The 25,900-nt window shown below is 68.6% G+C and carries 22 protein-coding genes; 4 read left to right on the forward strand and 18 right to left on the reverse strand.

Going from position 1 to position 25,900, the window contains the following annotated elements; translation table 11 throughout:
• Nucleotides 1-2 precede the first annotated feature (2 nt).
• From DBV35_RS20405 to DBV35_RS20440, 8 genes are all read right to left on the reverse strand, one after another.
• Nucleotides 3-1,541: a hydantoinase/oxoprolinase N-terminal domain-containing protein gene (locus DBV35_RS20405; RefSeq protein ID WP_108662228.1), complete on the reverse strand. Its 1,539-nt coding sequence runs from the start codon at nucleotides 1,539-1,541 to the stop codon at nucleotides 3-5.
• Entirely contained in the window at nucleotides 1,538-2,650 is a 1,113-nt protein-coding gene (locus tag DBV35_RS20410; protein WP_108662229.1) for a DUF917 domain-containing protein, read from the reverse strand. The genes DBV35_RS20405 and DBV35_RS20410 overlap by 4 nt, the downstream gene beginning before the upstream one ends.
• 93 nt (nucleotides 2,651-2,743) lie before the next feature.
• Complete coding sequence (locus tag DBV35_RS20415; RefSeq protein WP_205648779.1) at nucleotides 2,744-3,775, reverse strand: extracellular solute-binding protein; 1,032 nt, start codon at nucleotides 3,773-3,775, stop codon at nucleotides 2,744-2,746.
• 101 nt (nucleotides 3,776-3,876) lie between these two features.
• Nucleotides 3,877-4,680 carry an ABC transporter permease gene (locus DBV35_RS20420; protein WP_108662231.1) on the reverse strand — a complete coding sequence of 268 codons (804 nt, stop codon included), beginning with the start codon at nucleotides 4,678-4,680 and terminating at the stop codon, nucleotides 3,877-3,879.
• A 5-nt stretch (nucleotides 4,681-4,685) separates the two neighbouring features.
• Nucleotides 4,686-5,585, reverse strand: coding sequence for an ABC transporter permease (locus DBV35_RS20425; RefSeq protein WP_205648780.1), 900 nt, complete (start codon nucleotides 5,583-5,585; stop codon nucleotides 4,686-4,688).
• The gene (locus tag DBV35_RS20430) at nucleotides 5,582-6,688 is read right to left on the reverse strand and encodes an ABC transporter ATP-binding protein (RefSeq protein ID WP_211100015.1); all 1,107 of its coding nucleotides are present in this window, start codon (nucleotides 6,686-6,688) and stop codon (nucleotides 5,582-5,584) included. The genes DBV35_RS20425 and DBV35_RS20430 overlap by 4 nt, the downstream gene beginning before the upstream one ends.
• A 49-nt stretch (nucleotides 6,689-6,737) precedes the next feature.
• Nucleotides 6,738-8,354 carry a hydantoinase B/oxoprolinase family protein gene (locus tag DBV35_RS20435; protein ID WP_108662233.1) on the reverse strand — a complete coding sequence of 539 codons (1,617 nt, stop codon included), beginning with the start codon at nucleotides 8,352-8,354 and terminating at the stop codon, nucleotides 6,738-6,740.
• A gap of 1 nt (nucleotide 8,355) precedes the next feature.
• Nucleotides 8,356-10,458, reverse strand: a complete 2,103-nt coding sequence (locus tag DBV35_RS20440) for a hydantoinase/oxoprolinase family protein (RefSeq protein ID WP_108662234.1) — start codon at nucleotides 10,456-10,458, stop codon at nucleotides 8,356-8,358.
• 356 nt (nucleotides 10,459-10,814) lie between these two features.
• Here DBV35_RS20440 and DBV35_RS20445 point away from each other — a divergent pair, with 356 nt between their 5' ends.
• The gene (locus tag DBV35_RS20445; protein WP_157961878.1) at nucleotides 10,815-11,519 is read left to right on the forward strand and encodes a helix-turn-helix transcriptional regulator; all 705 of its coding nucleotides are present in this window, start codon (nucleotides 10,815-10,817) and stop codon (nucleotides 11,517-11,519) included.
• A gap of 43 nt (nucleotides 11,520-11,562) precedes the next feature.
• Complete coding sequence (locus tag DBV35_RS20450; protein ID WP_108662236.1) at nucleotides 11,563-12,948, forward strand: M20 family metallopeptidase; 1,386 nt, start codon at nucleotides 11,563-11,565, stop codon at nucleotides 12,946-12,948.
• Nucleotides 12,949-12,995: 47 nt separating this feature from the next.
• Here DBV35_RS20450 and DBV35_RS20455 read toward each other — a convergent pair whose 3' ends face one another.
• The 6 genes from DBV35_RS20455 to DBV35_RS20480 all read right to left on the reverse strand — a co-directional run bounded on the left by DBV35_RS20455 (nucleotide 12,996) and on the right by DBV35_RS20480 (nucleotide 17,925).
• A complete protein-coding gene (locus DBV35_RS20455) occupies nucleotides 12,996-13,310 on the reverse strand; it encodes a putative quinol monooxygenase (protein ID WP_108662237.1) in 315 nt (104 codons plus the stop codon).
• On the reverse strand, nucleotides 13,307-13,999 hold the full coding sequence (locus tag DBV35_RS20460) for an RraA family protein (RefSeq protein WP_108662238.1): 693 nt from the start codon (nucleotides 13,997-13,999) through the stop codon (nucleotides 13,307-13,309). The genes DBV35_RS20455 and DBV35_RS20460 overlap by 4 nt, the downstream gene beginning before the upstream one ends.
• The gene (locus tag DBV35_RS20465; RefSeq protein ID WP_108662239.1) at nucleotides 13,999-15,111 is read right to left on the reverse strand and encodes an Ldh family oxidoreductase; all 1,113 of its coding nucleotides are present in this window, start codon (nucleotides 15,109-15,111) and stop codon (nucleotides 13,999-14,001) included. The genes DBV35_RS20460 and DBV35_RS20465 overlap by 1 nt, the downstream gene beginning before the upstream one ends.
• A gap of 13 nt (nucleotides 15,112-15,124) precedes the next feature.
• Nucleotides 15,125-16,402 (reverse strand): TRAP transporter large permease, encoded by a 1,278-nt coding sequence (locus DBV35_RS20470; protein ID WP_108662240.1) that lies wholly within the window; start codon nucleotides 16,400-16,402, stop codon nucleotides 15,125-15,127.
• The gene (locus tag DBV35_RS20475; RefSeq protein ID WP_157961879.1) at nucleotides 16,402-16,866 is read right to left on the reverse strand and encodes a TRAP transporter small permease; all 465 of its coding nucleotides are present in this window, start codon (nucleotides 16,864-16,866) and stop codon (nucleotides 16,402-16,404) included. The genes DBV35_RS20470 and DBV35_RS20475 overlap by 1 nt, the downstream gene beginning before the upstream one ends.
• 75 nt (nucleotides 16,867-16,941) lie before the next feature.
• Nucleotides 16,942-17,925, reverse strand: coding sequence for a TRAP transporter substrate-binding protein (locus DBV35_RS20480; RefSeq protein ID WP_157961880.1), 984 nt, complete (start codon nucleotides 17,923-17,925; stop codon nucleotides 16,942-16,944).
• A gap of 159 nt (nucleotides 17,926-18,084) precedes the next feature.
• Here DBV35_RS20480 and DBV35_RS20485 point away from each other — a divergent pair, with 159 nt between their 5' ends.
• A complete protein-coding gene (locus DBV35_RS20485) occupies nucleotides 18,085-19,191 on the forward strand; it encodes an isocitrate/isopropylmalate dehydrogenase family protein (RefSeq protein ID WP_245944009.1) in 1,107 nt (368 codons plus the stop codon).
• 14 nt (nucleotides 19,192-19,205) lie between these two features.
• Here DBV35_RS20485 and DBV35_RS20490 read toward each other — a convergent pair whose 3' ends face one another.
• The 3 genes from DBV35_RS20490 to DBV35_RS20495 all read right to left on the reverse strand — a co-directional run bounded on the left by DBV35_RS20490 (nucleotide 19,206) and on the right by DBV35_RS20495 (nucleotide 22,450).
• Entirely contained in the window at nucleotides 19,206-20,186 is a 981-nt protein-coding gene (locus DBV35_RS20490) for a LacI family DNA-binding transcriptional regulator (protein ID WP_170135001.1), read from the reverse strand.
• A gap of 210 nt (nucleotides 20,187-20,396) precedes the next feature.
• Nucleotides 20,397-20,558 (reverse strand): hypothetical protein, encoded by a 162-nt coding sequence (locus tag DBV35_RS30320; RefSeq protein WP_157961881.1) that lies wholly within the window; start codon nucleotides 20,556-20,558, stop codon nucleotides 20,397-20,399.
• A gap of 236 nt (nucleotides 20,559-20,794) precedes the next feature.
• A complete protein-coding gene (locus DBV35_RS20495) occupies nucleotides 20,795-22,450 on the reverse strand; it encodes an arylsulfatase (RefSeq protein ID WP_245944010.1) in 1,656 nt (551 codons plus the stop codon).
• A 246-nt stretch (nucleotides 22,451-22,696) separates the two neighbouring features.
• On the opposite strand from DBV35_RS20495, the gene DBV35_RS20500 reads away from it, so the two are divergent.
• Nucleotides 22,697-23,665, forward strand: a complete 969-nt coding sequence (locus DBV35_RS20500) for a helix-turn-helix transcriptional regulator (RefSeq protein ID WP_205648781.1) — start codon at nucleotides 22,697-22,699, stop codon at nucleotides 23,663-23,665.
• Nucleotides 23,666-23,680: 15 nt separating this feature from the next.
• On the opposite strand, the gene DBV35_RS20505 is transcribed toward DBV35_RS20500, so the two are convergent.
• Complete coding sequence (locus DBV35_RS20505) at nucleotides 23,681-25,663, reverse strand: mechanosensitive ion channel family protein (RefSeq protein ID WP_157961882.1); 1,983 nt, start codon at nucleotides 25,661-25,663, stop codon at nucleotides 23,681-23,683.
• Between the last annotated feature and the right edge of the window lie 237 nt (nucleotides 25,664-25,900).

Here is a 25,900-nt window from a genome sequence, read left to right on the forward strand (position 1 = left end):
GGCTAGAAGCGGACGTTGCCGACGACGCGCGCGCGCACGCGCAGCGAGTTGCCGGGCAGGTAGGCGAGCGGGATGTCTTCGAGTTCGACGACTTCGATGCTCCCGTCCTGCGCGCCGGCGCGAAGGGCGTTCGCCTCCGCGCGTTCGCGCGCGGTCTCGATGGCCTTCGTCCGGTCGAGGCCGGTGAAGATCTGGTCCACCTCGCCGCTGATCTGGGCGATGCCGGCGCCGACCGCGTTCGCGACCGCCGCGTTCGGCACGCGCACCACCTCTGAGACGCCGGGAAGGTCGTCCGGCACGAGGAAGGCCCCGCCGCCGACGGCGATGAGGGGCACAGCTGCGGCGCTCGTCTTCATCCGGTCGACCGCGTCGGCGAGCATGAGGCGCATGTGGTCGAGCGCGGCGGCGACGTAGGCCGGATCGAGGTCGGCGACACGGTCCTTGTCGCCGATATCGGCGAGGCCGGCCGCGACCGCGATGTCGGTCGTGGTGAGGTCAGGACCGCCGAAGACGCGGGCGCGCTCCAGGATGCGGAAGCCGACGCTGCGCGGGCCGATCGAGCGGGGGTTCTGCGGGTCGCACAGCGAGCCGCCGCCGAGGCCGATCGAGACGAGGTCGGGCATGCGGAAGAGCGTGCGCACGCCCCCAACCTCGACCACGTTGTTGGCCTCGCGCGGAAAGCCTCGGGTCAGGATGCCGATGTCCGCCGTGGTGCCGCCGACATCGACGACGATCGCGTCCTCGAGGCCGGAGAGGAAGGCGGCGCCGCGCAGCGAGTTGGTCGGCCCGCAGGCGAAAGAGCGGACCGGGAAGGCGGCGGCCTCCTCGGCGGCGACCACCGTCCCATCATTCTGCGTCACGAACAGGGGCACGGAGAGGCCGGTCTTCTCGATCGCGGCGCTGAAGGCGGCGACCGTCTTGTGCGCCATCGTGGTGAGGGCGGCGTTGAGGAGGGAGACATTCTCGCGGGCGAGAAGGCCGATGCGGCCGAGCTCGTGCGACTTCGTCACCGCGATGCCGGGGCATTCCTCCCGCAGGATCTCCGCCGCCTCCGTCTCGAGGTCGGCATTGAGGGGGGAGAAGACGCACGAGAGCCCGACCGCCTCGACGCCCGAATCGGCGATGGCGCGGGCCGCGGCGCGCATCCCCTCGCGGTCGAAGGGGACGAGCGGACGCCCGTCCACCTCGTAGCCGCCGCGGACCATGTGGATCGGGCCGCGCACGAGGTCGCGCAGGTCCGCCGGCCAGTCGACGAACGGGGGAAGGGTGGCGGCCGCCGGCAGGCCGATGCGCACCGCCGCGACCTTCGCGACGTCGCGCCGCTGCACGACCGCGTTGGTGAAATGGGTGGTGCCGATCATGACCGCGCCGATGTCCGTGCGGGGCACCTCGGATTCGCGCAGGAGCGCCTCGAGCGCGGCGAGGATGCCGTCCATGACGTCCTCGGTGGTCGGCCGCTTGACGCTGTGGACGACGACATCGTCGTCGATGATCACCGCGTCGGTGTTGGTGCCGCCGACATCAATCCCGATGCGTTTCACTGTGCCGTCTCCATCTGCGGCGCGTTGGAGAAGACCGACTTGAACTCGAGGTCGTAGCCGAACGCGCGCGGGCCGACCTTCTTGAGCCCTCGCGGGGAGGTGAGGATGTCCGGCGCGGGGAGCGCGATGACCGTCACGCGCTGGCCGTAGCGCACCGTCTCGGTGCCGATCGCCTCGCCCGAGCTCGTGTCCATGAGGCAGATGAGGTCCGGCACCGTCGCGCTGACCGCGTCGTCGCGCCAGGCGACCACGAACTCGTTCTGGAACTCGATCTTCATGGTGCTGCCGGTGTCGGCGTCGAGGCCGTCGATCTCGATCGTGCCGCGCAGCCAGCCGCCGGTGGTGCGGCGGTTCACGTCGGTGATCTTGCCGCGGAAGAGTTCGAGCCCGTTCTCGCTCTCGATCACGGCGGCGACGGGGTCGTCGTGGCGCCGGCGCGCGTCGCGCACCGCGCGGCCGATGCGCAGCGCCTGGGAGACGGTGTGGAGGCAGGTCGAACTCTTCACCTCCGCGCCGGAACGGGGGGCCTTGCAGGTCGCCGCGGACGAGCCGATCGCGGTGCAGGCCGCGCGCGTCATCCGCTCCATCCACTCCCAATTCTCCGCCTCGGCGAAGAAGATGCGGTTCTTGCGCAGGTCCACCATCGTCCACGGATAGGCGGGCAGCTCGCAGATCGAGAAGGTCGTCATGTCGGCCTGGGGGAAGGCGCGCCCCATGGCGTCGCAATCCACGATCGGCAGGTCGAGCAGCATCCCGGTGAGGACGGCCTGGAACCCGTTATTCCCGCCGATCTCCCACAGCATCACCGCCTCGAACGACTTCTTGAGATAGTCCTCCATCATCGTGACGGTGCTCGCGATGACGGGGCCGTCGACGAGGCGCTCCTGCTTGACGAGGGGCGCGCCCATCTGGCCGACGCAGGCGATGAGCGCGTCGTCGGCGAGGGAGAGCGGGTCGATGATCCGCGCGCGCTTTCCAGCGGCGAGGTGCTCGCGGGCTTCGAGGAGGCTGAAATACGGGTCGCCCCCGCCGCCGGTGCCGAGGATCCAGGCCCCGGTCGCGAGGCATTCGAGGTCATCGAGCGTCAGGTCGAAAGAAGGGTTGGGCATTCTGTTGTCCGGGGATGGGAACGGTGGCGTTCCACGCAAAAGGTGCGGGGCGGCGGAGTCGCCGCCGCCCCCGGTCCTGTCGTCAGGTCCGGCTCAGCTCATCGTCCGGTTCCACTGGTCCACGATGTCGCTGCGATTGGCGTTCGCGGCGGCCCAGTCGTGGCGCACGACGGCGTTCAGCTTGTCGCCGGTGAGGAGCAGCGGGTTGCTCGCGAGGTCGGCGGGGATCTCGGCCTTCGTGTTCGTCGGCGAGGAGTAGAAGCCGCTGACGATCTTCGACTGGGTCGCCGGGCTCAGCATGTAGTCGACCCAGGCGTAGGCGAGCTCCTTCTTCTGGCCGCCCTTGCTGACATTGAAGACCTGGTCGAACGCGATGAGGCCCTCGGGCGGGACGATGCCGTCGATCGGCATGCCGCGGCTCTGGAGGCGCATGACGGCCGCGAAGTCGAGCGGGGCGACGATGACTTCGCCCTGCGCGAGGAGGCCTTCCATCGTGCCGGAGAAGTCGACCTGGTTGAACGGCTTCAGCTTCTCGATCTCGGCGAAAGCCGCGTCGATGTTCTCCTCGGACCCGCCGAAATGGCGCGCCATCAGGAGCACGAACATGAAGCCGCAGGAATTGGTGATGGCGTAGATGCCGGTCTGGCCGAGGAGATCCTCACGCTTGAACAGCTCGTCCCAGGACTGAGGCGGGTTGGGCAGCATGTCCGTGCGGTAGGTGATGCCGATCGGCTGGAGTATGCCGGTGACGGCCATGTCATCGGGGTAGCGCGCGATGGCCGCGACGTCGGCCATGTTCGGCACCTTGTCGAGCGGGATCGGCTCGAAGAAGTCTTCGCTGCGCAGGATCTGGCAGATGACCTCGTTGGTCATCAGCACGTCGAGCGGCGGGTTGTCCTGGCCGGCCGCGCGCATCAGCGGGACGAAATCCTTTGCCGTGCCGAGCGCGAGGTTGACGGTCGCGCCCGTCTGCTCGGTGAAGGTCGGGATCAGCACTTCGCGGAAGAATTTCTCGTACGCGCCGCCATAGCAGGAGACGGTGATCGACGACGCCTGGGCACGGGCGATGTGCGGCATTGCGAGAGTCGAACCGGCGACGGCGCCGAGAGCGACCGTGTTGGACATGAAACGACGTCGGGAAAGCCTGTGGGTCATTCGGGTCTCCTGTTGTGAGGGGTGGGACGAGAGCGAGGCTCCGGGGACTTTCGGTTGGGACGGGCTCCGGATCAGAAGCGAAGGGTGCGCAGGCCGACGAGACGGTCGGTGATGAACACCGCGGCGAGCGTCACGAGGATCGACAGCGTCGCGACGGCGGCGGCCGTCGGGTCGAAGCTCCAGCGCAGATATTCGAAGAGCTGGATCGGCAGGGTCATCGAGTGGATGCCCTTGAGGAGAAGCGAGATGGAGAAGGTGTCGAACGAGATGATGAAGGCGAACATCGCCCCGTTGACGACGCCCTGCTTCATCAGCGGCAGCGTCACCCGGCGGAACGCCATCTGCGGCCGTGCGCCGAGGCTGCGGGCGGCTTCCTGCAGGCTCGGATTGATGCCCTCCAGCGTCGCCGTGACGTTGAGGAACACGTAGGGCGTCGTGATCAGCACGTGGCCGATCTGCAGCCCGATCAGCGTCGTCGTGCCGATGCCGACCATGTAGTAGAAGAGGAGGAGCGCGATCGCCGTCAGGATCTCGGGCAGGAGAATCGGCGAGATGAGGCCGAGCCGCAGCCCGATCTGCATCCGCTCCGACGCTTTCACATAGTAGAGCGCCGCCAGCGTGCCGATGATGGTGGAGATGATCGTCGAGATCACCGCGACCTTGATCGACAGCCAGGCCGAATTCAGGAACGGCCCGTTGGTGAAGAACTCCTTGTACCAGCGGAGCGACAGGCCATCGGGCGGGAATTTGAGATACGCGCCCGAGTTCAGCGAGGCGATCACCACGATGATGATCGGCAGCATCAGGAAGAGGTAGATCAGCCCGACGGTCAGGTTGAACGCGAAGCGGCCGACGCCGGCACGAGGTCTCGCCATGGCCTCTACCTCCTGCCCATCCGGTTGATGAGTTTTTGCGTGGGCCTGGCCCAGGCGAAGATCACGAGCCCGCCGATCGCCGCGAGCACGATCGCGAGCGCGGAGCCGAACGGCCAAAGGAAGGCGTCGGAAAGTTGTTGGACGACCATCGGCGTCATGAGCTGGACGCGGCTGCCGCCGAGGAGGATCGGCGTCACGTAGGAGCCGGTCGCCATGACGAAGACGAGGATCGCGCCGGACTGGATGCCGGGCATCGCGAGCGGCAGCACGATGCGCCGCAGCACCGTCATCCGCTTCGCGCCCAGCGAGTGCGCCGCCTCTTCGAGCGACGGGCCGATCCCCTGCAACGCCGCGAGCAGCGGCAGGATCATGAAGGGGATGTTGACGTGGACGAGCCCGACAATGACGCCGAACTCATTGTACATCAGCGGCAATGGCCGCGTGATCAGGCCGAAATCGCGCAGGATGCTGTTGATGAGGCCGCTGTTCGACAGAATGATCATCCAGCCGAAGGAGCGGATGACGGCGCTGACGAGGAGCGGCGCGAGGACGAGCGCATAGAAGAAGGTGCGCCACTTCGAGGTCATCCGCGCGAGGTGATAGGCGACCGGGAAGCCGAGCAGGAAGCAGACGAGCGTGACCGTGAAGGTCACGATCAGCGTGCGCAGCAGCACCGCGAAATAGAAGGAATCGGTGATCGCGCGGTAGTAGTTCGCGACCGTGAAGCCCGGCCCGTAGGGCGCCGTCGTGGACGGCGTGCGGAAGCTCATCAGGACGATGTTGAGGTAGGGGACGATCAGGAAGACCACCACGAGGAGGACCGCCGGAAGGGCGAGCCAGAAGGCGCTGTTGATGCGCCGGCTCGTCTTCGACGCGATGGGGGCGGCAAGGACCTCGGTCGTCACGCGCTCGCCTCCCCGACCGGGGCGGGGAAGATCCACATGCGATCCTGGGGGAAGGTGCACCACACGCTCGCGCCGACCGGCACGTCCATCAGCGTGTTCTGGTGCGCCTGGAGCACGGTCCCGTCGGCGCAGACGAGCCGGTAGTCGACAGTGTGGCCGAGGAAGTGCCGCTCCTGCACGGTGGCATGGATCGGGGTCGTCTCGGGTGCGGGCTCGGTCAGGCTGAGATGGATCGCCTCCGGCCGCAGCACGATCAGCACACGCTGGCCGGGCGGGCAGCCGGTCTTGCAGAAGCCGCGCAGCCGGCCGATCGACGTGTCGACGACGCGGCCGGTCTCCCCGTCACGCTCGACCACCTCGCCCGCGACGAAGCTCGACAGGCCGACGAACTCGGCGATGCGCCGGGTCGCGGGGCGGTTGTAGATCTCGGACGGGACGTCGAACTGACGGACCTCGCCGTCGAACATCACGACGATGCGGTCCGACATCACCATCGCCTCGGACTGGTCGTGGGTGACGTAGAGGGTGGTGATGCCGGTGCGCTGCTGGAGCGAGCGGATGAAGAAGCGCATCTCGTCGCGCAGCTTGGCGTCGAGGTTCGCGAGCGGCTCGTCGAGGAGGAGGATGCGCGGCTCGATGACGAGCGCGCGCGCCAGCGCGACGCGCTGCTGCTGGCCGCCGCTGAGCTGCGCCGGGTAGCGGTCCTTGAGGCCCGCGAGCTGGACCGTTTCGAGGACGTCGGCGACGCGCCGCTTGATGTCGGCGGAGGAGATTTTCCGCATCTCGAGCCCGAAGGCGACGTTCTGCGCGACCGTCATGTGCGGGAAGAGGGCGTAGTTCTGGAAGACGAGGCCGATATCGCGCTCTTCCGGCGCGAGGGGGACGATGTCCGCGTTGTCGAAGCGGATGGCGCCGGAATCGGGCGTCTCGAAGCCGGCGATGCAGCGCAGCGTGCTGGTCTTTCCGCAGCCGCTCGGACCGAGAAGCGAGATCAGCTCTCCGCTCTTGACGGAGAGATTGATGTCCCGGACGGCGTGGGTCACCGCCGTCGCGTTGCCGCTCCTATAGGTCTTGTACAGTTGCTCGATAGCAAGCTGGGTCAAAGCGCCAGGCCTCCGATGGGTCGATGCGGGTTGGAGCGGGAGAGGGCGGTCATTCCGCGGCTTCCGCGCCGGGTTCGGGCCGGGCGGGCGCGCCACCGTCTCGATGGGGCGTGCCGTATCCACCGCCGCCGGGCGTGCGCAGGCTGACGACATCGCCGGGCCTGACGGGGTGGGCGATCTTGGTGTTCGTGATCGGCCGGTCGTTGATGCGGATCTCGCCCGCCGCCCCCGGCTCGCCGCCGACGACGCCTGCGGGCGGGGTGGCGATGCGCTCAGCGTTGAAGCGCATCTGCAGCTCGGACGATCCGAGGACCTCGAAATCGAACTGCTGGCCGAGGCCGCCGCGATGCTTGCCCGCGCCGCCGCTCCCCTCGCGCAGGCTCTTCCGGAGCACGCGATAGGGCGAGAGGTGCTCGACCACCTCGACCGGGACGTTGGAGATGTTCGACGGCCAGCTCAGAACGTTCGCGCCGTTCATCCGGGCGTTGGCGCCGAACCCGCCATTCAGGAAGTAGCGGTCGGCGGTGATCTTGCCGTTCTTGTCGAGGCCCGACTGGTAGAAGCTCCAGACCGGGGAGCCGGGCGAGCCCATGACCTTTTCCGGCACCGCCTTCGCGAGGCACTGCATCACGCCGGCGGGGAGATACTGACCGAGCATTGCGCGCGATGCACCCGAGGTCGGGAAGGTGTGGTTGAGGATCGACCCTTCCGGCGCGCTCACCTTGATCGGCCGCCAGACGCCCTCGTTGTTGCGCACGTGCGGCAGGAGGACGAGCTTCAGCCCATAGGAGGTGTAGGCGTAGGTGTAGACGTGGGCGCAGTTCACCGCCGCCCCGTCGATCTGCGGCGACGATCCGGTGAAGTCGACGACGCAATCGTGGCCGTCGAAGGTGATCGCCATCTCGATATGGACGCGGTGGCCGAGGACCTCGTCCGTCGAGAAGGCGTGGCGGTAGGTGCCGTGCGGCACGGCGGCGATCGCCTTGCGCATCGCCGCCTCGGTGAGGGACTGGATCGCGTCGGAGAGGCCATCGAGCGCGGTGAGGCGATGCTCGCGCATGACGGAGACGACGCGCTTTTCGATCACGTCGAGCGCGCCGAGCTGGGCCCACAGATCGCCGATGACGGCCTCGGGGGCGCGCACGTTGGCGCTCAGCATCGCGACGAAGGTCTCGTCCACGACCCCGCTCCGTACGAGCTTCAGCGGCGGGATCTGGACGCCTTCCTCGAAAACGTCCCGCAATTCGTGGCTGCCGGTGCGCCCGCCGATGTCCGGAGCATGGGCGGTGGCGGCGGCATAGCCGACGATCGCGCCGTCCATGAAGATCGGCCGCACGACGTTGATGTCGGGAAGGTGCCCCGTCCCGTACCAGGGATTGTTGGAGATGAGCACGTCGCCCGGCGAAAGGTCCTCCGGGGCGAAGTGGGTCAGCATCCAGCGCACGGTGCGCGGCAGCGTGCCGATGAAGGCGGGGATCGATTTCTGCGCCTGCGCGACGAGATCGCCGCGTGTGTCCGTCACCACGCAGGCGAAATCGTGGGACTCGCGCACCACCGTCGAGAAGGCGGCGCGGATCAGCGTCGCGGACGCCTCGTCCACGGCCGAGATGAGCCGCTGCCAGAGTATTTCGAGCGTGATCGCGTCGAAGGTCCGGCCATCGTCCATGTCAGCGATCCGATCCGTCTGTCGGGTGGAGGGTCACGACGATCGTCCCGTCCGGCTCGACCCGCGCGGTGGCGGTGGGCGGGATGAGGAGCGTCGATCCGGCTTCCTCGATGGCCGCGGGGCCGGCGATCGAGGTGTCGGCGGGGAGGGCGGCGCGGGCGAAGATCGGCGTGTCGACGAAGGCGCCGAGCCCACCGTGGAAGATCGGGCGCGAGACGGGGGCGGGGGCGGACCCGTTTTGCGCGATGCTGCCGCCGAAGGGGCGGTCCTGCCGGGCGCTGCCGGCCTCGACGCAGGCGCGGATGTTGACGATCTCGACCGCGCCATCCTTCAGGAGACGCCCGTGGACGGCGCGATAATCGTCCTCGAAACGGGCGATGATCGCGGCCCTTGCCGCGCCCTCATAGGGGCCTTCCGGCAGCTCCACGACGAGCTCGAAACCCTGGCCGCGATAGCGCAGGTCCGCAAAGCGGGTGGCCGTGGCGGTGGCGGGATCAATGCCGGATTCGGCCACGATCCGCCGCGCGTCGTCCTCGATCTCGCTGAACGCGTGCTCTAGGTCCGCGAGGTCGATCGCGTCGAGCGGAGTGTTCAGCGTGCGCACGCGGTCGATCCGGGTCGGGGCCATCAGGAGGCCGAGCGCGGAGGCCACACCGGCGGAGGGCGGGCAGACGACGGTCCGGATGCCGAGCTTCTGCGCGACATGACAGCCGTGGAGCGGACCGCCGCCCCCGGTGGTCAGCAGCGCATAACGGCGCGGATCCTGGCCGTGCTCGGAGACGTGGACGCGCGCCGCGCTCGCCATCGTCTCGTCGACGAGGTTGCGCACGCCCCAGGCCGTGTCGACGAGGCTGAGCCCGGTGGCGTCCGGCAGCGGCGCGGCGGCCGCCGTGGCGGCGTCCTTCGAGAGGCGGATGCTGCCGTCGCCGAAAGAGGCGGGGTCCAGGAAGCCGAGCATGAGGTTCATGTCGGTGACGGTCGGGGCCGACCCGCCGAGCTGGTAGCAGGCCGGGCCCGGCGCCGAGCCCGCGCTCTGCGGGCCGACCTTGACGAGGCCGAGCTCGTCGACATTCGCGATCGAGCCGCCGCCGGCGCCGATCTCGATCAGCTCGACCGTCGAGATGTTGAGGGGGAGGCCGGAGCCTTCGATGAAGCGCTCCTGCCGTCCGGCCTCGAACTGGTGGACGACGCGCGGCTTGCCGTCGTCGATGACCGCGAGCTTGGCCGTCGTGCCGCCCATGTCGAAGGCGAGGATGTGCGAGAAGCCGCTCCGCGCGCCGAAATAGGCGCCGGCGAGCGCCCCCGCGGCGGGACCTGATTCCAGCATCTGGATCGGGTTGCGCTTGGCCTCGGCGACGTTGGTGAAGCCGCCATTGGAGAGCATCAGGAAGAGGTCCGCCTCGATCCCGAGACCCTTGAGGGCGGCTTCCATCCGGCCGAGATAGCGGTCGGTCAGGGGGCGGATATAGGCGTTGGCCGCGGTCGTCGACGTCCGCTCATACTCGCGGATCTGCGGCGCGATCTCGGAGGAGATCGACACGTAGATGTCGGGGAAGCGGGCGGCGATGAGATCGCGCGCGCGCCGCTCCGGGGCGGGGTTGGCGTAGGCGTGGAGGAAGGCGATCGCGATCGACTGCGCCCCCGCCGCGACGAGGGCCGTCGCCGCCTCGATCACCCCGTCCTCGTCGAGCGGGGTGACGACCGTCCCGTCCGCGTCGATCCGCTCGCGGACCTCGAGCCGCAGCGGGCGGGGCACGAGCGGTTCCGGCCGGGAGAGGAAGATGTCGTAGAGGGTGTATTTCTGCTCGCGCCCGATCTCGAGGATGTCGCGGAAGCCGGCGGTGGTGATCAGCCCGGTCGGGGCGCCCTTGCGCTCGATCAGCGCGTTGGTCAGCAGCGTCGTCGCGTGGACGACGCGCGAGACGGCGCCGAAGGCGAGGCCGTGCCGGGCGAAGAGGCGGTTGAGGCCGGAGACGACGCCGCGCGTCGGGTCGTCCGGCGTCGTCAGCTCCTTGTGCGTGACGTAGGCGCCCGAACCCTCGGCCCAGGCCACGAGGTCGGTGAACGTCCCGCCAATGTCGATGCTGAGCGAGAGACGGTCCATCGTCGCGCCGACGTCAGCGGTCGGGCGCGGACAAGGTCACGACTGGCGTCCGGCGACGATGCGTCGGACGGCTGGGGCGAACAGGCGGCGCCGTCATCGCCAAGCGAAGGGGGGCCGCAACAGGAAGTCTTTTCATCCGCTGCTCACACTTGTCCATGCGAGCGTTTCGTCCCCAAAGCGTGCCCGCTGCCCGGACATCTTTCTTTGGCCTTACGGCTAGACATATTGTCAGCGTCGATCTAGACAATTTGTCCAGATCTGGACGGATCGTAAGTGTGATCTGGACAGATTGTCAAGCGACCGGGCCGCGGGTTCGACGAAGTGTATAGTTGGTCGCGCGGTCTGAGGAGGACGTATTGAAGCCGTTACAGGACGCGTTGACGCGGGCCCTTCACGCATCGATGCCGGAGAATTTCACCTCGCCCGAGGTCGACACGGTCCTCCAGGCGCTCCGGCCGCTGGTGCATGATATTCGCGAGCTCATCGGCGGGAAGTGCGAGGTCGTCCTGCACGATTTCCGCGACCCTTCGGCCTCCGTCATCGAGATCGCGGGCAACCTCACCGATCGCGGGATCGGCGCGCCGGTGAACGAGATCAACAGCTGGCTGATTTCGCACGGCCAGGACGTTCAGCAGAAGTCGGACACCTTCATCCGCACGCCGCGCGGGCGGACCTTCAAGAATTCAACGACCCTTTTCCGCTGCAAGGACGGCCGGGCGTTCGGCGCGTTCTGCGTCAATATCGACGTGACCGACATGCTGGAGGTCGCGCGCGCGATCGCCGACATGGCCGGCGTCAAGGATTCCATGCCCGAGCAGGCCGGGCTGAACGACGACATCTCCTACGTCATCCAGACCGTGCTCACGACCGAGGAGGCGAAGTCGGGCAAGGCGCTCAACTTCGCGACGCGAGACGATCGCATCGAGATCTTCAGGGCGCTCGAAGAACACGGCGTCTTTCAACTGAAGCGCGCCGTCCCGCGGATCGCGGAACACTTCGGGATCTCTCGGGCGACCGTCTACTCCTACCTCAAGACGCTCAGCGAGCGTGCCCGAGACTGACACGTTCGCGTTTGACAATCTTCCACACAGGAAACGAGGTTCCATGAGCCGCCAGGAAGCCATCTCGCGTTCGACCGACTATTTCGACTCCGGCCGGTTCAAGAGCGAGCTCTCCACCCTCGTCGCGATGCCGACCGAGAGCCAGAATCCGGATCGCGCGGACGTGCTGCCCGACTATCTGACAAAGGAGATCGCGCCGCGCTTCGAGGAGATGGGCTTCACCTGGCGCATCCTCACCCATCCGGCCGCGCTCGCCCCCTTCCTCTACGCGGAGCGGATCGAGAGCCCGGACCTGCCGACCGTCCTCGGTTACGGCCATGGCGACGTGATCCGCGGCCTCGACGCGCAGTGGAGCAAAGGCCTGTCGCCCTGGACGCTGACCGAGATCGGCGACCGCTGGTACGGGCGCGGCGTCGTCGACAACAAGGGCCAGCACATCATCAACATGGCCGCGATGCGCGCGGTCTTCGAGGCGCGCGGGTCGCTCGGCTTCAACGCCAAATATCTGATCGAGATGGGCGAGGAGATGGGCTCGCCCGGCCTGCGTGAACTCTGCGCCGAGCACCGCGACCTTCTCGCCGCCGACGTGCTGATCGCCTCGGACGGGCCGCGCCTCGGCCTCACGCGGCCGACGCTCTTCCTCGGTTCGCGCGGCGGCGTCACCTTCGACCTCACGATCAACGCGCGCGAGGGCGGGCACCATTCGGGCAACTGGGGCGGCCTCCTCTCCGATCCCGCGATCCAGCTCGCCCACGCGATCTCGTCCATCGCCTCGGCGCGCGGCCAGATCCTCCTGAAGGAGTGGGTGCCCACCGAGATCCCGGACTCCGTCCGCCGCGCGCTCGCCGACTGCGAGGTCGTGAGCGGGGCGAACGGTCCGGCGATCGACGAGGAATGGGGCGAGCCCGGCCTCACGCTCGCCGAGAAGGTCTATGGCTGGTGCTCGTTCGACGTGCTCGCCATGAAGTCCGGCACGCCCGAGAGCCCGGTCAACGCGGTGCCGCCGAGCGCGTGGGCGCGGTGCCAGCTCCGCTATGTGGTGGGCGTCGATCCGGAGGGGGTGCTCCCGGCGCTGCGCGCCCATCTCGACGAGAAGGGCCTCCACATGGTCGAGGTCGCCAAGGCGCGGGAGAATTTCTTCATCGCGACGCGGACCGATCCGGACGATCCGTGGGTCGACTGGGCGGTCGGCTCGATGACGGAGACCACCGGCGGCAAGCCCGCGATCCTGCCCAATTTCGGCGGGTCGCTGCCGAACGACGTCTTCGCCGACATTCTCGGCATGCGCACGCTCTGGGTGCCGCATTCCTATCCGGGCTGCTCGCAGCACGCGCCGGACGAGCACCTCCCGGTGGCGATCGCCCGCGAGGGGCTCGCGATCATGGCCGGGCTCTATTGGGATCTCGGCGAGCGCGCGCCGGCGGTCTGATCCAAGTCAGGCCGGCGGGCGTTGCGGCGCTCGCCGGCCCGGCCGCCTCAGAGCGGCGAGGGGGCGGGCGAGTTCGGGCTCGGCGCGCCGACCACCACCATCTTGTCGGCCACCATCTCGGCCGTCGCCTTGTCGAACGACAGGAAGTGCGGCGTCTTCTGGTGGACGGCGAAGGCCGCGGCGTCGTCATAGATCTCGTAGAGCCACACCGTGTCGGCGGCCGCCGGCGAGAGGACGACGTCGAACTGGCGGCACCCCGCCTCGTCCTCCACCGAGCGGGTGGCGTTCTCCTCCATGAGCGGCATGAAGTCCGCCATCCGCCCCGGCTTCACGACGAAGCGCACGATCACGACACAGTTCATTGTCCCCCTCCGAGCGGGCGAATGTGGTTGAAGCGCGGGTTCGCCTTGAAGACGTCCGGCCGTTCCCCGCCGGCGCGCATCGCCTCGCCGATGGCCCGCTCGATCCGCGCGAGCTCCTCGCTGTCGGCGATGAGCTGCTCGGCATCGGCGGCCGGCACAACGATCACCCCGTCTCCGTCGCCGAGCACGAGATCGCCGGGCGTCACATGCACGCGCCCGTCGGTGCCGGGCAGCGAGACCGGCACGTCGGTTTCGGTGAGGCGGAAGCGGCGGCTGCTGTTCACCGGAACGACCGCGCCCGAGATGACGGGAAGGCCGTAGCCGCGGATCTCGTCCGCGTCCCGAACGGCGCCGTCGGTGACGATCGCCTGGCACCCGCGGCGCTGGAGGCTGTAAGCGACGAACCCGCCGAGGAGCGCGCCGGAGACGAAATCACCCGACTCGATGAAGAGCACCGTGTTCGGGCCGACGAGCCGCTCCAGCGTGTCGCCGGGGAGGGCGGGGCGCGGGTGGCGCGCCTCCGCGGTGGCGGCGCCGCGCGCGCACACCGCACGGCCGGCGAACTTGCCGGGCGCCAGCGGGCGCAGCGACGGGGAGAGCGCGTGGTGGAAGAGGCCCACCTCGTCGAGCACGTCGCTGACCTGCCCGGTTTCGAGGGCGGCGAGGCGGGAGAGGAGTGCGTCGGTCATCAGAGCTCACCCCCGGTGTCCACGTCGATGCCGAGGCCGCGCGCGGAGGCGAGCACCTCGTCGAGCACGTTCTTCGCAAGCAGGATGCCGTTCGCCCGCTGCTCCTCTTCCTTGCGGAACTCGATCTCGCCCGGCATCAGGATCTCCGTCGCGCCGGCCACCAGCTCGGACGCCTTCATCACGTCGATAAAGTCGTCCATGCGCGACTTGAAGTGCTCCACGTCCGTAAAGCGCGCGATGTTGAGCGCGATCACGAAGTGGCCGTTCTTCTGCGGGGTGTGGACGTTGTCGTAGAGGTTGGTCAGCTCGTTGCCGAAATTGCCGCCGGTGAGGAGGCCGGACAGGATCTCGCAGGCGAGGATCAGCCCGAACCCCTTGTGGCCGCCGATGGGCAGGATCCAGCCGCCCTTCTTCACCCAGTTGGGGTCGCGCGTCGGCTTGCCGTCGGCGTCGACGAGCCAGCCCTCGGGCAGCTCCATCCCCTTCTCGGCATAGTAGAGGATCTTGCCGCGCGAGCTCATGCCGAGCGCGGCGTCGAGAACGATCGGCCTATGCTTGCTGGCCGGCACGCCGATGGCGATCGGCAGAGGTCCGGTCAGCGGGTTCTTGCCGCCCCAGACCGGCATGATCGGCGAGCCGTTGGTGGTCGCGATGCCGATCATGTCCTCGGCGATGGCCTGCTGGACGTAGTAGGCGTTCTCGCCATTGTGGTTGGAGTTGCGGATGCCGACGGCGGCGATGCCGGTCTCCCGCGCGCGCTCGATGGCCATGTCCATCGCGTGCTTGGTGAGGACGGAGCCGAGCCCGTCGCCCCCGTCGATGACGAGCGTCGCGGGGCTTTCGGCCACGATCTTCGGCTCGCTGATCGGGTTGAACCCGCCCTCCTGGAGGCGGCGGATATAGACCGGCAGGCGCAGCATCCCGTGCGAGTTCATCCCGCGCGCATCGGCGCCGACGAGCGAGCCGGCGACGATGGCGCCGTCCGCCTCCGGCACGCCGACGCGGGCGAGCATCACCTGGACGAGAGCTTCGAGCGCGTCCGCGTCGATGCGGTAGCTGTCCCCGCCGTCTGCGCCGAGACGCAGCGGGACCGTTGTGGGGGAGTGTGTCATGGGTTGGCCTTGATCAGTCGAGGAGCAGGTTGGGGAGCCAGAGCGACAGCCCCGGCACAAGCGTGAGGATGAGGACGACGCCCGCGCTCGCGAGGATGAACGGCCAGGCGGCACGCACCCCCTCGTCGAGCCGGATGTCGCCGATGCGGCAGGCGAGCGCGAGCACGATGCCGACCGGCGGCGTGATCAGCCCGAGGCAGAGATTGGCGGTGATGATCACCCCGAAATGGATCGGGTCCACGCCGAGAGAGACGGCGATCGGGAAGAGGATCGGCACGACCATCACCTTGGCCGCGTTCGTCTCCATGAAGGTGCCGAGGACGAGCAGCATCAGGTTCACGAGGAGCAGGAAGCCGAGCGCGTTGTCGGTCAGCGTCGTGATCCAGGCGGCCACCTGCTCGGGCGCCTTCGCGTAGGCGAGGACCCAGGCGAAGAGGTTGGCGCTGCCGATGATGATCATCACCACCGCCGTCGTCGCGATGGACTGGCGCACCGCCCGCAGGATCGCGCGGGCTGTCAGCTCGCGGTGGATCACCGTGCCGACGACGAGCGCGTAGATGACCGCGACCGCGGAGGCTTCCGTCACCGTGAAGACGCCGAGGAGGATGCCGGCGAGGATGATGAGCGGCATCAGGAGCGCCGTCAGCGCGTGGCGGAAGGCGCCCCAGATCTCGCAGAGCGACATCGCCTTGTAGGTCGGCAGGTCCATCCGCCGCGCCTGGAAGATGATGACCGCGATGATGGCGCCGGCCCAGAAGAGGCCGGGGATGATGCCGGCGAGGAAGAGGCGCAGCACCGACTGGTCGGTGAGGAAGCCGTAGATGATCCACGCGATCGAGGGCGGGATCATCGGCGACATCGGCGCCGAGCAGGCCGTCACCGCAACAGAGTAGGCGGGCTTGTAGCCGAGGCGCGACATCGCCGGGATGAAGGTGCCGCCGATGGCGCTGGTGTCGGCGACGGCCGAGCCGGAGATGCCGCCGAAGAAGACCGAGGCCGTCACGTTGGAGATCGCGAGGCCGCCGCGGAAGCGCCCGACGAGCGCGTTCGCGAAGCCGATGATGCGGTCCGACAGGCCGCCCGCCGTCATCAGCGCGCCGGCGAGGAGAAAGAACGGGATCGCGAGCAGCGAGAAGGAATCCATCCCGGCGAAGAGGCGCTGGGGGATCATCAGCGGGTTGATGTCGCTGCCGAGGAAGATCGCCGCCATCGAGGAGATGATGATGGCGAAGCCGAGCGGCATCCCGATGATGATGAGGACGACGAGGCTGATGGCGAGGATGATGAGCATCAGCGTGCATCCTCGTCGCGGAAGCGGCGCAGGATCACGAAGAGCGCGATGAGCGCCCCGCCGACCCCGATGGACAGATACGGGTAGAGCATCGGCACGTGCAGGCCGCTCGACATGCGGCGGGCGCCGACCTGGGCAAATCCCGCGCCGTACCAGGCGAGAACGCCGCCCATGCCGACGATCAGGAGATCGCGCACGACCGCGAGGATCTTCTGCACCGTGCGGGGCATGAGGTCGACGAAGAGCGTTACGTCGACGTGGCCCTTGTGGGCGACGACGTAGGCGCTCCCGAGCATGGTGATCGCCACCATGTGGAAGCGGGCGAGCTCCTCGGACCAGGCCGTCGGGCGCTCCAGCACGTACCGGGCGAAGACCTGGTACACGATGGAGAAGACCATCACGGCGAAGAGGATGAGCAGAATCTTGTCGAGCACCCACTCAAGGGTGTTGAGAACGCGGGACATGGTGGGCATTCCGGTTGGCGCGGAAGGAAGGGCCGGCGACACGCCTCGCGCCGCCGGCCGCACTTCGCGACAGATTTACTGGCCGACGGCCTGGAAGCGCTCGATCCACTCCTGCATGTCGGCCGGATACTGGGCCTTCAGCGGCTCGAGCTTGGCGCGGAAGGCTTCACGGTCGGGCTGCACGATGGTGACGCCGTTTTCCTTCAGCGTCGTTTCGTATCCGGGCAGGGCTTCGAGGATCTGCTCGGTGCCCCATTCCATCGCGGCCTTGCCCTCTTCGATCAGGATGGCCTGGACGTCTTCGGGAAGCGCGCGGAAGTTCGCCGAGTCGAAGATGAACGTGTAGTAGGGGTTCACGTGATCGGTCATGATCACGTAGGACACCGCCTCGTGATACTTGGAGCGCAGGTGCGCCTCGAGCGGGTTTTCCGCCGCGTCGATGATGCCCTGCTGCAGCGCGGTGTAGACCTCGAGGCTCGGCATCGGCGTGGGGCTCGCGCCGAGGAGATCCCACGTCGCGCGATAGGTCTGCTGGTTCGGCACGCGCATCTTGAGGCCGGCGAGATCGTCCGGCGTCTTGATCTCGCGGCGGCTCGCCATCTCGCGCGGGCCGCGGAAACCGGCGCCGATGAGCTTGAAGCCCGCCCGCTCCTCGATCTCGTCGTAGAACTCCTCGCCGACGCCGCCGTCCGCGAAGAGCGCGCGGAAATGGTCGATGTCGCGCACGAGATAGGGGTAGACGCCGAGGCCCGCGAGCGGGTCGTAGGAGTCGAGCTGGCCGACCTCCTGGATGACGATGTCGACGGTGCCGAACTGCAGGGCCTCGATCGTCTCGCCCGCATTTCCGAGCGAGCCGGAATAGGACATGTCGATCACGACCTTGCCGTCCGTGCGTTCGGCGACGCGCTCGGCATACCGGTCGCCGACCTTCGACCAGAGATTATCGGGCGGGGCGATGGTGGCGGCCTGGAGTCGGATCTCCTGGGCGGCGGCGGGCGCGACGGCGAGCGCCGGCAAGAGCGCTCCGAGCGCGGCGAAAACGGGAAGGCATCGGCGCATAAATGTTCCTCCTTGCGGACAATGGGGTCTTGCATTGCCCAAATTGTTATACGCTAACATAGGCGGGCGAGGGGCGGCCGTGTCAAGCGCCAGCCGATGGAAAGCCGGTGGGCCGGGACCGCTCCTGCCAGAGGAAATCGCAGTGAAAGAGGGTTTGACGTGTTGAATGCATTGCGCATCGCGACGCTGAAGGGCGACGGAATCGGCGTCGACGTGACCGACGCCACGATCGCCGTTCTCGGCGCGGTCGAGCAGCGAATCGGCGGCTATCGGCTGGAGTTCGAGGAGTATGAGGCCGGCGCGGGCTATTATCGCGCGACCGGGCGCGACATTTCGCCCGAGGCCGACCGCGCGGTCGACGAGCTCGACGCGATCTTCCTCGGCGCGATCGGCATGCCCGACGTGCGCCACCCGGACGGGACCGAGATCACCCCGCATCTGCGGTTGAGGGAGCGCTTTGGCCTTTATGCAGGCGTGCGCCCGGTGAAGGCCTATCCGAACACGCCCTGCCGGCTCGCGGACCCGCGCGCGGCGACCATCGACCTCGTGGTCCTGCGCGAATCGACCGAGGGGCTGTTCTACTCGGCCGCGACCCACGGCCGTCCGGGCCTCGCGACCGACGAGGTCGTGGAGGACGTGCTGCGCATCACCCGCGCGACGACCGAGAAGCTCGCGGACTTCGCGCTCGCCCTCGCGGCGCGGCGCAAGGAGAGGGGCGGCAAGGGGCGCGTCACCTGCGTCGACAAGGCGAACGTGTTCCGCTCGATGGCCTTCTTCCGCAAGGTCTGCGACGAGCGCGCCGCGCGGCGTCCGGACATCGCCTACGGCCACTCCTACATCGACGCGCTCGCGCTCGACATGGTGCGCAAGCCCTGGGAGTTCGACGTCCTCGTCATGGAGAACATGTTCGCCGACATCATCTCCGACCTCGCGGGCGGGCTCGTCGGCGGGATGGGGATGGCGTCTTGCGCCGAGATCGGCGACGCGCACGGCCTCTTCCAGCCCGCGCACGGCTCCGCGCCCGACATCATGGGCCAGGACAAGGCGAACCCGATGGCTGCCGTCCTCTCGGGCGGGCTGATGCTCGACTATCTCGCGGAAAAGACCGGCTCGACCGCGCTCGCCGACGGGGCCGCGCTCCTCGACAAGGCGATCGATCTCGGCTTCGCCGCCAACCGGCTGCGCCCGATGGAGTTCGGCGGCGACATGGGCACCAAGGCGATGACGGCCGAGCTCCTCACGCTGGTGCGAGAGGTGGCGGCTTAGGCCGCGCCCGCGCGTCAGGCGCTCTCGCGCGCCACGAGCTCGAAGCCGAGATCGACCACCGGCGCGGTCGGCTCCCCCGCGAGGCGGGCGAGGATCTGCTCGCCCGCCCGCCGGCCGATCTCGTAGCGCGGCACCCGGATCGTCGTGATGCCGGGGACGCTCTCGGCGGCGATGTCCTGGTCGTTGAAGCCCGCGACGGCGAGGTCGTCCGGGATCTTCACGCCACGCCGCGCCGCCTCCGAGATCATCCCCGAGGCCCAGAGGTCGGACGTGCAGAAGATCGCGTCGGGCGGCGAGGCGAGGGCGAGGAAGTCGCCGAGCGCCCGCCGCCCTTCCTCGATGGAGAAGGGGCCGTGGCGCACCAGGGACGGGTCGAACGCGACGCCCGCCTCGGCGAGCGCCTCGCGATAGCCGGCGAGGCGCTCGGCGGCGCGGTCGTTGCGCTCCGGCGGCACGCAGATGAAGCCGATGCGCCGGTGGCCGGCCGCGAGGAGGCGCGCCGTCATCGCCCGCGCGGCGGCGCGGTTCGAATAGCCGACCACCATGTCGATCGGGTCGGCCGGGAGTGTCCCCATCTCCACCACCGGGACCCGCGCCTGCGCGAGGAGGCGGCGTGTCGCCGGGGTGTGGTTCGCGCCCTGCAGGATCACGCCCGCCGGGCGGTGGCCGAGGAGGGTGCGCACGATCGCCTCCTCACGCTCCGCCGCCCCCTGGCTGTTGCCGAGGAGGACGCAGAAATGCGCCTCCTCCAGCACATCGGCCGTGCCCTGGATCGCTTCGGCGAAGACGCCGTGGGCGATGTAGGGCACGATCACCGAGACGATGCGGGTGCGGGTGGAGGCGAGGGAGCCGGCGACGAGGTTCGGCACGTAGCCGAGCTCCTTGATGGCCCGGTCGACGGCGTCCCGCGTCTTCGCGCTCACCTTGTCGGGGTGGTGGAGGGCGCGCGAGATGGTGATGGTCGAGACGCCCACATGGCGCGCGACCTCGGCCATGCTGACCTGGGCCGCCGTCGCCCGCTGGCGCGATCTTCCTCGCTGTGCTCCGTCCGCCATCGCGCCGCCCGGTCCGCCTCCGCCCACTCCCGCCGCACTTTCACCGAATTCGGCGCGCGGACAAAACCCGCCGGGCGGCGCGGTCGTGGAGAAGTCGGCGAGGATTGGGGACGGAGCGGGCGCGCCGGGACGAGGCCGCGCCCGAAACGGTCAGATGACGCCCTGGTTAAGCATGACCGCCAGCGCCACGATGATGGCGACGAGGATCGCGAGGACCACGAGGACCTTGGTCTGGATCGAGTCGAGGAGCCCGCTCACGCCGCGCTTCTTCGTCGGCACTTCGATCTGGCGGCCGTCATAATTCTCGCTCATAGGACCCTTCCATGGCTGCAGCGTTGCGGTGCAGGCCGGGCGGCCTGCGCAATGGCCGGAAAGCTGGCGCGCCCCGGCCTTTCGTCAACGCACAATCATTGCAATCGGATCCGTGCCCACGCGGCCGCTCGCGCGTCGGTGGAGCGTCGCCGCTCAACGCGGAACGCCGCCGGGCGGGCCCCGGCGGCGTGTCTTTGCGTGTCGGCCATAGCGCGGGGCGCGGTGGCCGTGCGGCCTCAGTTGCCGGTCGGCAGGCCGATGGTGATGCCGCCTTCCTTCAGCTGCTCGCGCGCCCAGTTGAAGCGCTGATAGCCGGTGAGGGTGATCGGGCCCGAGTAGCTCTCGCTCTGCAGCTTGCGCGGCGGATAGTCGACGTAGCTCTTGATGAGGGCCGAGACCGCCTCGTTCGCCGGGATCATCGTCCATGTCGACTCGGTGAACGTCGTCATGAAGATGTCGTAGCGCTCCTGCGGGTCGGCGAGGATGTTGAACACCTGCGGCACCGTCGCGACATATTTCTCGGAGCCCTTCCAGCCGAGATTGGTGTCGACCGCGAGGCCGCCCGTCGCCGCTCCGTCATCGCCGCGGATGTTGAAGACGTACTTGAAGGGGCCGACGCGAATGGCGCCCGGCGTCAGCTCGTTCTCGGTGAAGTAGAACCAGTTCGGACGCTCGGACTTGCCCTCGCCGGTCCAGACCGGGGTCATGTCGTAGCTGTCGAAGATGATCGGCTCGCCTTCGCGGTCGTTCTTCGGAAGGTCGGTCCCCGCGATCGCGGCGAACGTCGCCATCAGGTCGAGGCCGCCGACCACGTCGTGGCTGATGACGCCTTCCTTGACCTTGCCCGGCCAGCGCACGATCGCCGGAACGCGGTTGCCGCCCTCACGCACCGTGCCCTTGGTGCTGCGGAAGGGGGTGTAGCCGGCGTCGGGGTAGACGTCCTGCCAGGCCCCGTTGTCGACCGTGTAGAAGACGACCGTGTTGTCGGCGAGGCCGAGCTCGTCGAGCTTCTTCAGAACGTTGCCGACGCGCGCATCGAGCTCCACCACCGAATCCGCATAGGGCGACTTGGTGAGCGACTTGCCCTCGAACTCCGGCGCCGGAAGGTTCGGCTGGTGGTTCTTCATGAAGTTGACGTTGATGAAGAACGGCTTGCTCGTGTCCTTCGCCGCGTCCTCAAGAAAGTCGTAGGCGGCGTTCTGGACATACTGGTCCAGGAACTTGATGCCGACCTTCTTCTCGTCCAGCGCGTCGGCGTCGCCGATCACCTTGAAGTCCTCGGTCGCTGTCTCGCCCGCGTTGCCGGAGAGGGCGCCCGTGGTGACCTTCGTGAACATCTCGCGCAGGTCTGGCGTCATCGCCTTGTGCCAGGCCGGATCGGTGTAGGTGTAGGCGTTGAGGTGATAGAGGAAGGCGTACTTCATCACGTCGTAGCCCTGCGCGTTCGGCAGCGCATAGTCCGCCTCGCCAAGGTGCCACTTGCCGGTGAAGTAGGTCTTGTAGCCGGCTTCCTTCAGCACCGAGCCGAGCGTCCATTCCGCCTTCGGAAGGCCGCCGCCCTGGCCCTGGAAGGCCACCGTCGTCATGCCCGAGCGGTTCGGGATGCGGCCGGTCTGGATCGCGGCGCGGCCCGGCGTGCAGCTCGGCTGGCCGTAGAAGTTCGTGAACGTCATGCCTTCGGAGGCGAGCGCGTCGAAGTTCGGCGTCGGCATCCCGCGACCTTCGCCGCCGAGATAGGGGCCGAGATCGCCCCAGCCGGTGTCGTCCGACACGATGAGGAGGATGTTGGGCTTCGTGGCCGGCGTATCGGACGCCGTGGACGTTTGCTGCGCCGAAGCCGAGGCGCCGAACACGCCCGTGCAGACAGCGGCGGCGAGTAGCATGCGTATCATGCGATTGCTCTCCGTATTGTTGGGAAGAGTGAGGTCACCCGACTACGCCGCTCTGTGTTGTTGCTTTCCGGCGTCGGGAACGATTGTCGAAATCCGCGTGTCAACTCTTGTCATTTTGCATCAGTGCATGGCATTTCGACGCAACCGAGCCGGTGGTACGCCTTGCGATCAGCCATTGATCTCACTCGGGCCAACGGCTTTGGCCCCTTGCCGCAACTGTTCGAGGCGCGCGCCGGAGAGCGGGCCGTGCTGCGCACGTTCGACGCGGTGGGGCTGCCCTACGCGGTGATCGACGCGCCGCACATGCCGATGCCGCTGCGCGCGATGATCGATCTCCTCGACCGCACGGCGCATCATCTCGGCGACCGCGCCTTCGGGCTGGAACTCGGCGAGGCGATGGGGGCGAACGCCTTCGGGCTCTGGCGCCGCTATGGCGCGAGCGCGCCGGTGCTGGAGAACGCGATCCGCCGCCTCTGCGCGACTGTATCCGTGCATCAGACGGGAGCGCGCCTCGAGCTGCTGCCGCTCGGGCCGCATTATGTCTGGCGCTACACCGCCCGGCGCTTCGACCTCGATGTCCAGACCCACGCCGACCACATCATCCCGCCGATGATGCTCCTGTGCCGCCTCTATCTGGGGCTCGACTGGAAGCCGGAGGTGGTCGAGCTCAATTATCAGCGGGACGCTCTCGCCACGGTGGTGGAGGAGCGGCTGCAGACCCCGGTCCGGTTCGAGAGGCCGGGGGTCGGGATCGTCCTGAAGAAGGAGGATCTCGCGCAGCACCAGCGGATCATGCCCCCGGCCCCGTCCGGACCGGTGACTCTGCGCGAGGTGGTGGCCGACGCCATCCTCGCCGATGCGCCGGAGCCGGCGCGGTCGATCGGGGCGGTGGTGGCGCTGCGCCTCCTCGACGGGCGGGCGGACATCGAGGGCCTCGCCCAGATGGTCGATCTCGGCGTCCAGGGCCTCCAGCGGCGGCTGCGGCAGAAGGGCTATTCCTACCGCGAGATCGTCAACATGGCGCGGCGGAAGCGGGCCGAGGCGCTGTTGCGCGAGACCGAGATGCCGGTCCTCGATATCGCGCTTTCGCTCGGCTACGAGGACCACGCCAATTTCAGCCGCGCCTTCCGGCGCTGGGTCGGCTGCGCCCCGTCCGTCTACCGGACCGAGACGCGGGGCGCCCCGATCCCGGAGCTGCCCGTCCTCATGCGCTGAGCCGCCGGCGGGCGGTCACGCTGGCGGACGCGGCGCGAGCCCGAACTGCGACACGTCGAGATCCTGGCCGGCGAGCGACACGCCCTTTTCCTTGAGCGCGCGCTGGAGCATCGCGAAGGCGGTGCGGCGGATGGTGAATTGCTGGCCCGGAACGGCGGTGAACTTGCAGCCGATCTCGAAGCTGCGCCCGGTGATGGAGACCGCGCCCTGCGACTTCAGCGGCGCGATGATCTTGTCCTTCAGGTCCGGATCCTGCGCCATCTCCTCGCCGACCTTCTTGACGAGCTTGCGCACCATCTCGACGTCGGTGTCGGCCGGGACGCGGAAGGAGAATTTCATCACCGCCCAGTCGCGGCTGTTGTTCTTGATCGTGCCCATCTTGGAGAAGGGGACGGTGACGATCGCGCCGCGCGGATGGCGCAGCGTCGCCGAGCGCAACGAGATCCGCTCCACCGCGCCGGAGCCCGAATCGGTCTCGATGAACTCCCCGACCCGCAGTGCGTCCTCGTAGAGATAGAAGAGCCCGCTGATGATGTCGGTGACGAGCGTCTGCGCGCCGAAGCCGATCGCGAGGCCGAGGACGCCGGCCGAGGCGATGAGCGGCGCGACGTTGACGCCGAGCGAGGTGAGCGCGGTGAAGAGCGTGACGAGCACGATCAGCGTCAGCGCGGAGCCGCGCAGGATCGGCAGGATCGTGTTCATCCGGTCGCCGGCGCCGCCCATCTCGCCGTGCTCGGCGGTCCCGCCCCCGTGCGCGCCGTGCGCCCCGGCGGGCCGCGCCTCGCCGAGAATGCCGAGCACCGCGCGCCACACCGCGAAGCCGACGACGATCACGACCGCCGCCTCCATCACGTGCGGCACCACGGCGGCGAAGCCGGTCGCTTCGGTCTCGCCGAAGGGCTGGATCCCCCAGGCCGCGAAGAGGAGCGCCGCGACGCCGACGATGACCGCACCTTCCGCGAGCGCGAAGCCGGCGAGGAGGGCCGGGGTCTTGTCGTGCTCGTCGAGCTCCTCGACCCAGATCCTGAGGCCCGCGACGACGAGCGGGGCGAGCACCAGCAGGAACACGGTGGAGCCCGCACCCGACGCCGCCGCGACGCCGAGGAGCCCGAGCGCGCCGAGCGACTTCACCGTCACGTCGAGGACGACGAAGAGGATGTAGAGGGTGATCGTGCGCCGCGCGAGGCGGGTCCCCCAGTCCCCCTTCGCCTCGCCGCGTCCCGCGAGCGCGCGGCCGATGAGGCTCGCGAGCGGGGCGCGGACGGCCGCGAAGAAGGCGATCGTGACGATGCCGAGCGCGACCGCGAGCACCAGCCGCGCGAGGGCGCCGGACGGCTCGAGCCCCACCGCCATCGTGATGACGCCGCGCAGCGTGCCGATGATGCCGACCGCGACCGCCAGCCAGAGGCCGGCGCGGTGGACGACGCGCGCCTCGTCGTCGGTGAGCCCCATCAGCCGCCGCTCGGGCGCGTTGGGGGCGGTGTTGAGCTCCACGAAGAGGCACAGGATGCGGGCGAAGAAGATCGCCATGACCACGGCGCGGGCGAGATGGCGCCCCTCCTCGCCGAGCGGCAGCATCCGCCCGACGAGCACCGCGACGACGAGGAACACGACGAGCGCGACGAGCCGCTTCGCAAGGAAGCGCGCCGCCCGTGGGACGCGGTCGTGCAGCCGGCCGAGGTCGCGCCGGGGCAGGCCGCCGCCGAAGCCCTTCATGGCGAGGAGGCGCACCGCGCATTCCGCGATCGCGCCCGCGACGAGGGCGATCGCCATGTAGACGATGACGATGGGCCCGCCCGCCGCCGCGAACGCGCTGGCAAGCTCGGCGGGGAAGGATTTCGCGGCCGTGGCGGCCGCGACGAACGCATCGTCGAGGCTCGGCGGACTGGCGGCCGCCGCCTTTGGGGCGACGAAGCTCGCGTCGGGGAAGATCGCATGGATTCGTGAGATCTCGTCCGTCGGCGTTCCCGCCGGGACGGTAATGATGATGTCCGACACAGCCCGTGAGCGATCCATTGCAAGACGAAGACCGGCGGATACTACCCGAATTTCCACCGGATCCCTGTGCTTTTTGCGTCAGGAATGCGAATTCCCCGATCTGGCCGCCGGAGACCGTCCCGCGCGCGTGTCGCGACGGATCATCGGCCCGAGCGTCCCGAGTCCCGCAACATTCTCGCATCGATGCCTATGCTGGCGCGCAGAGTATCGCTTTGGATCGATCCGGTACGCTATTGC

Source organism: Acuticoccus kandeliae (assembly GCF_003073115.1).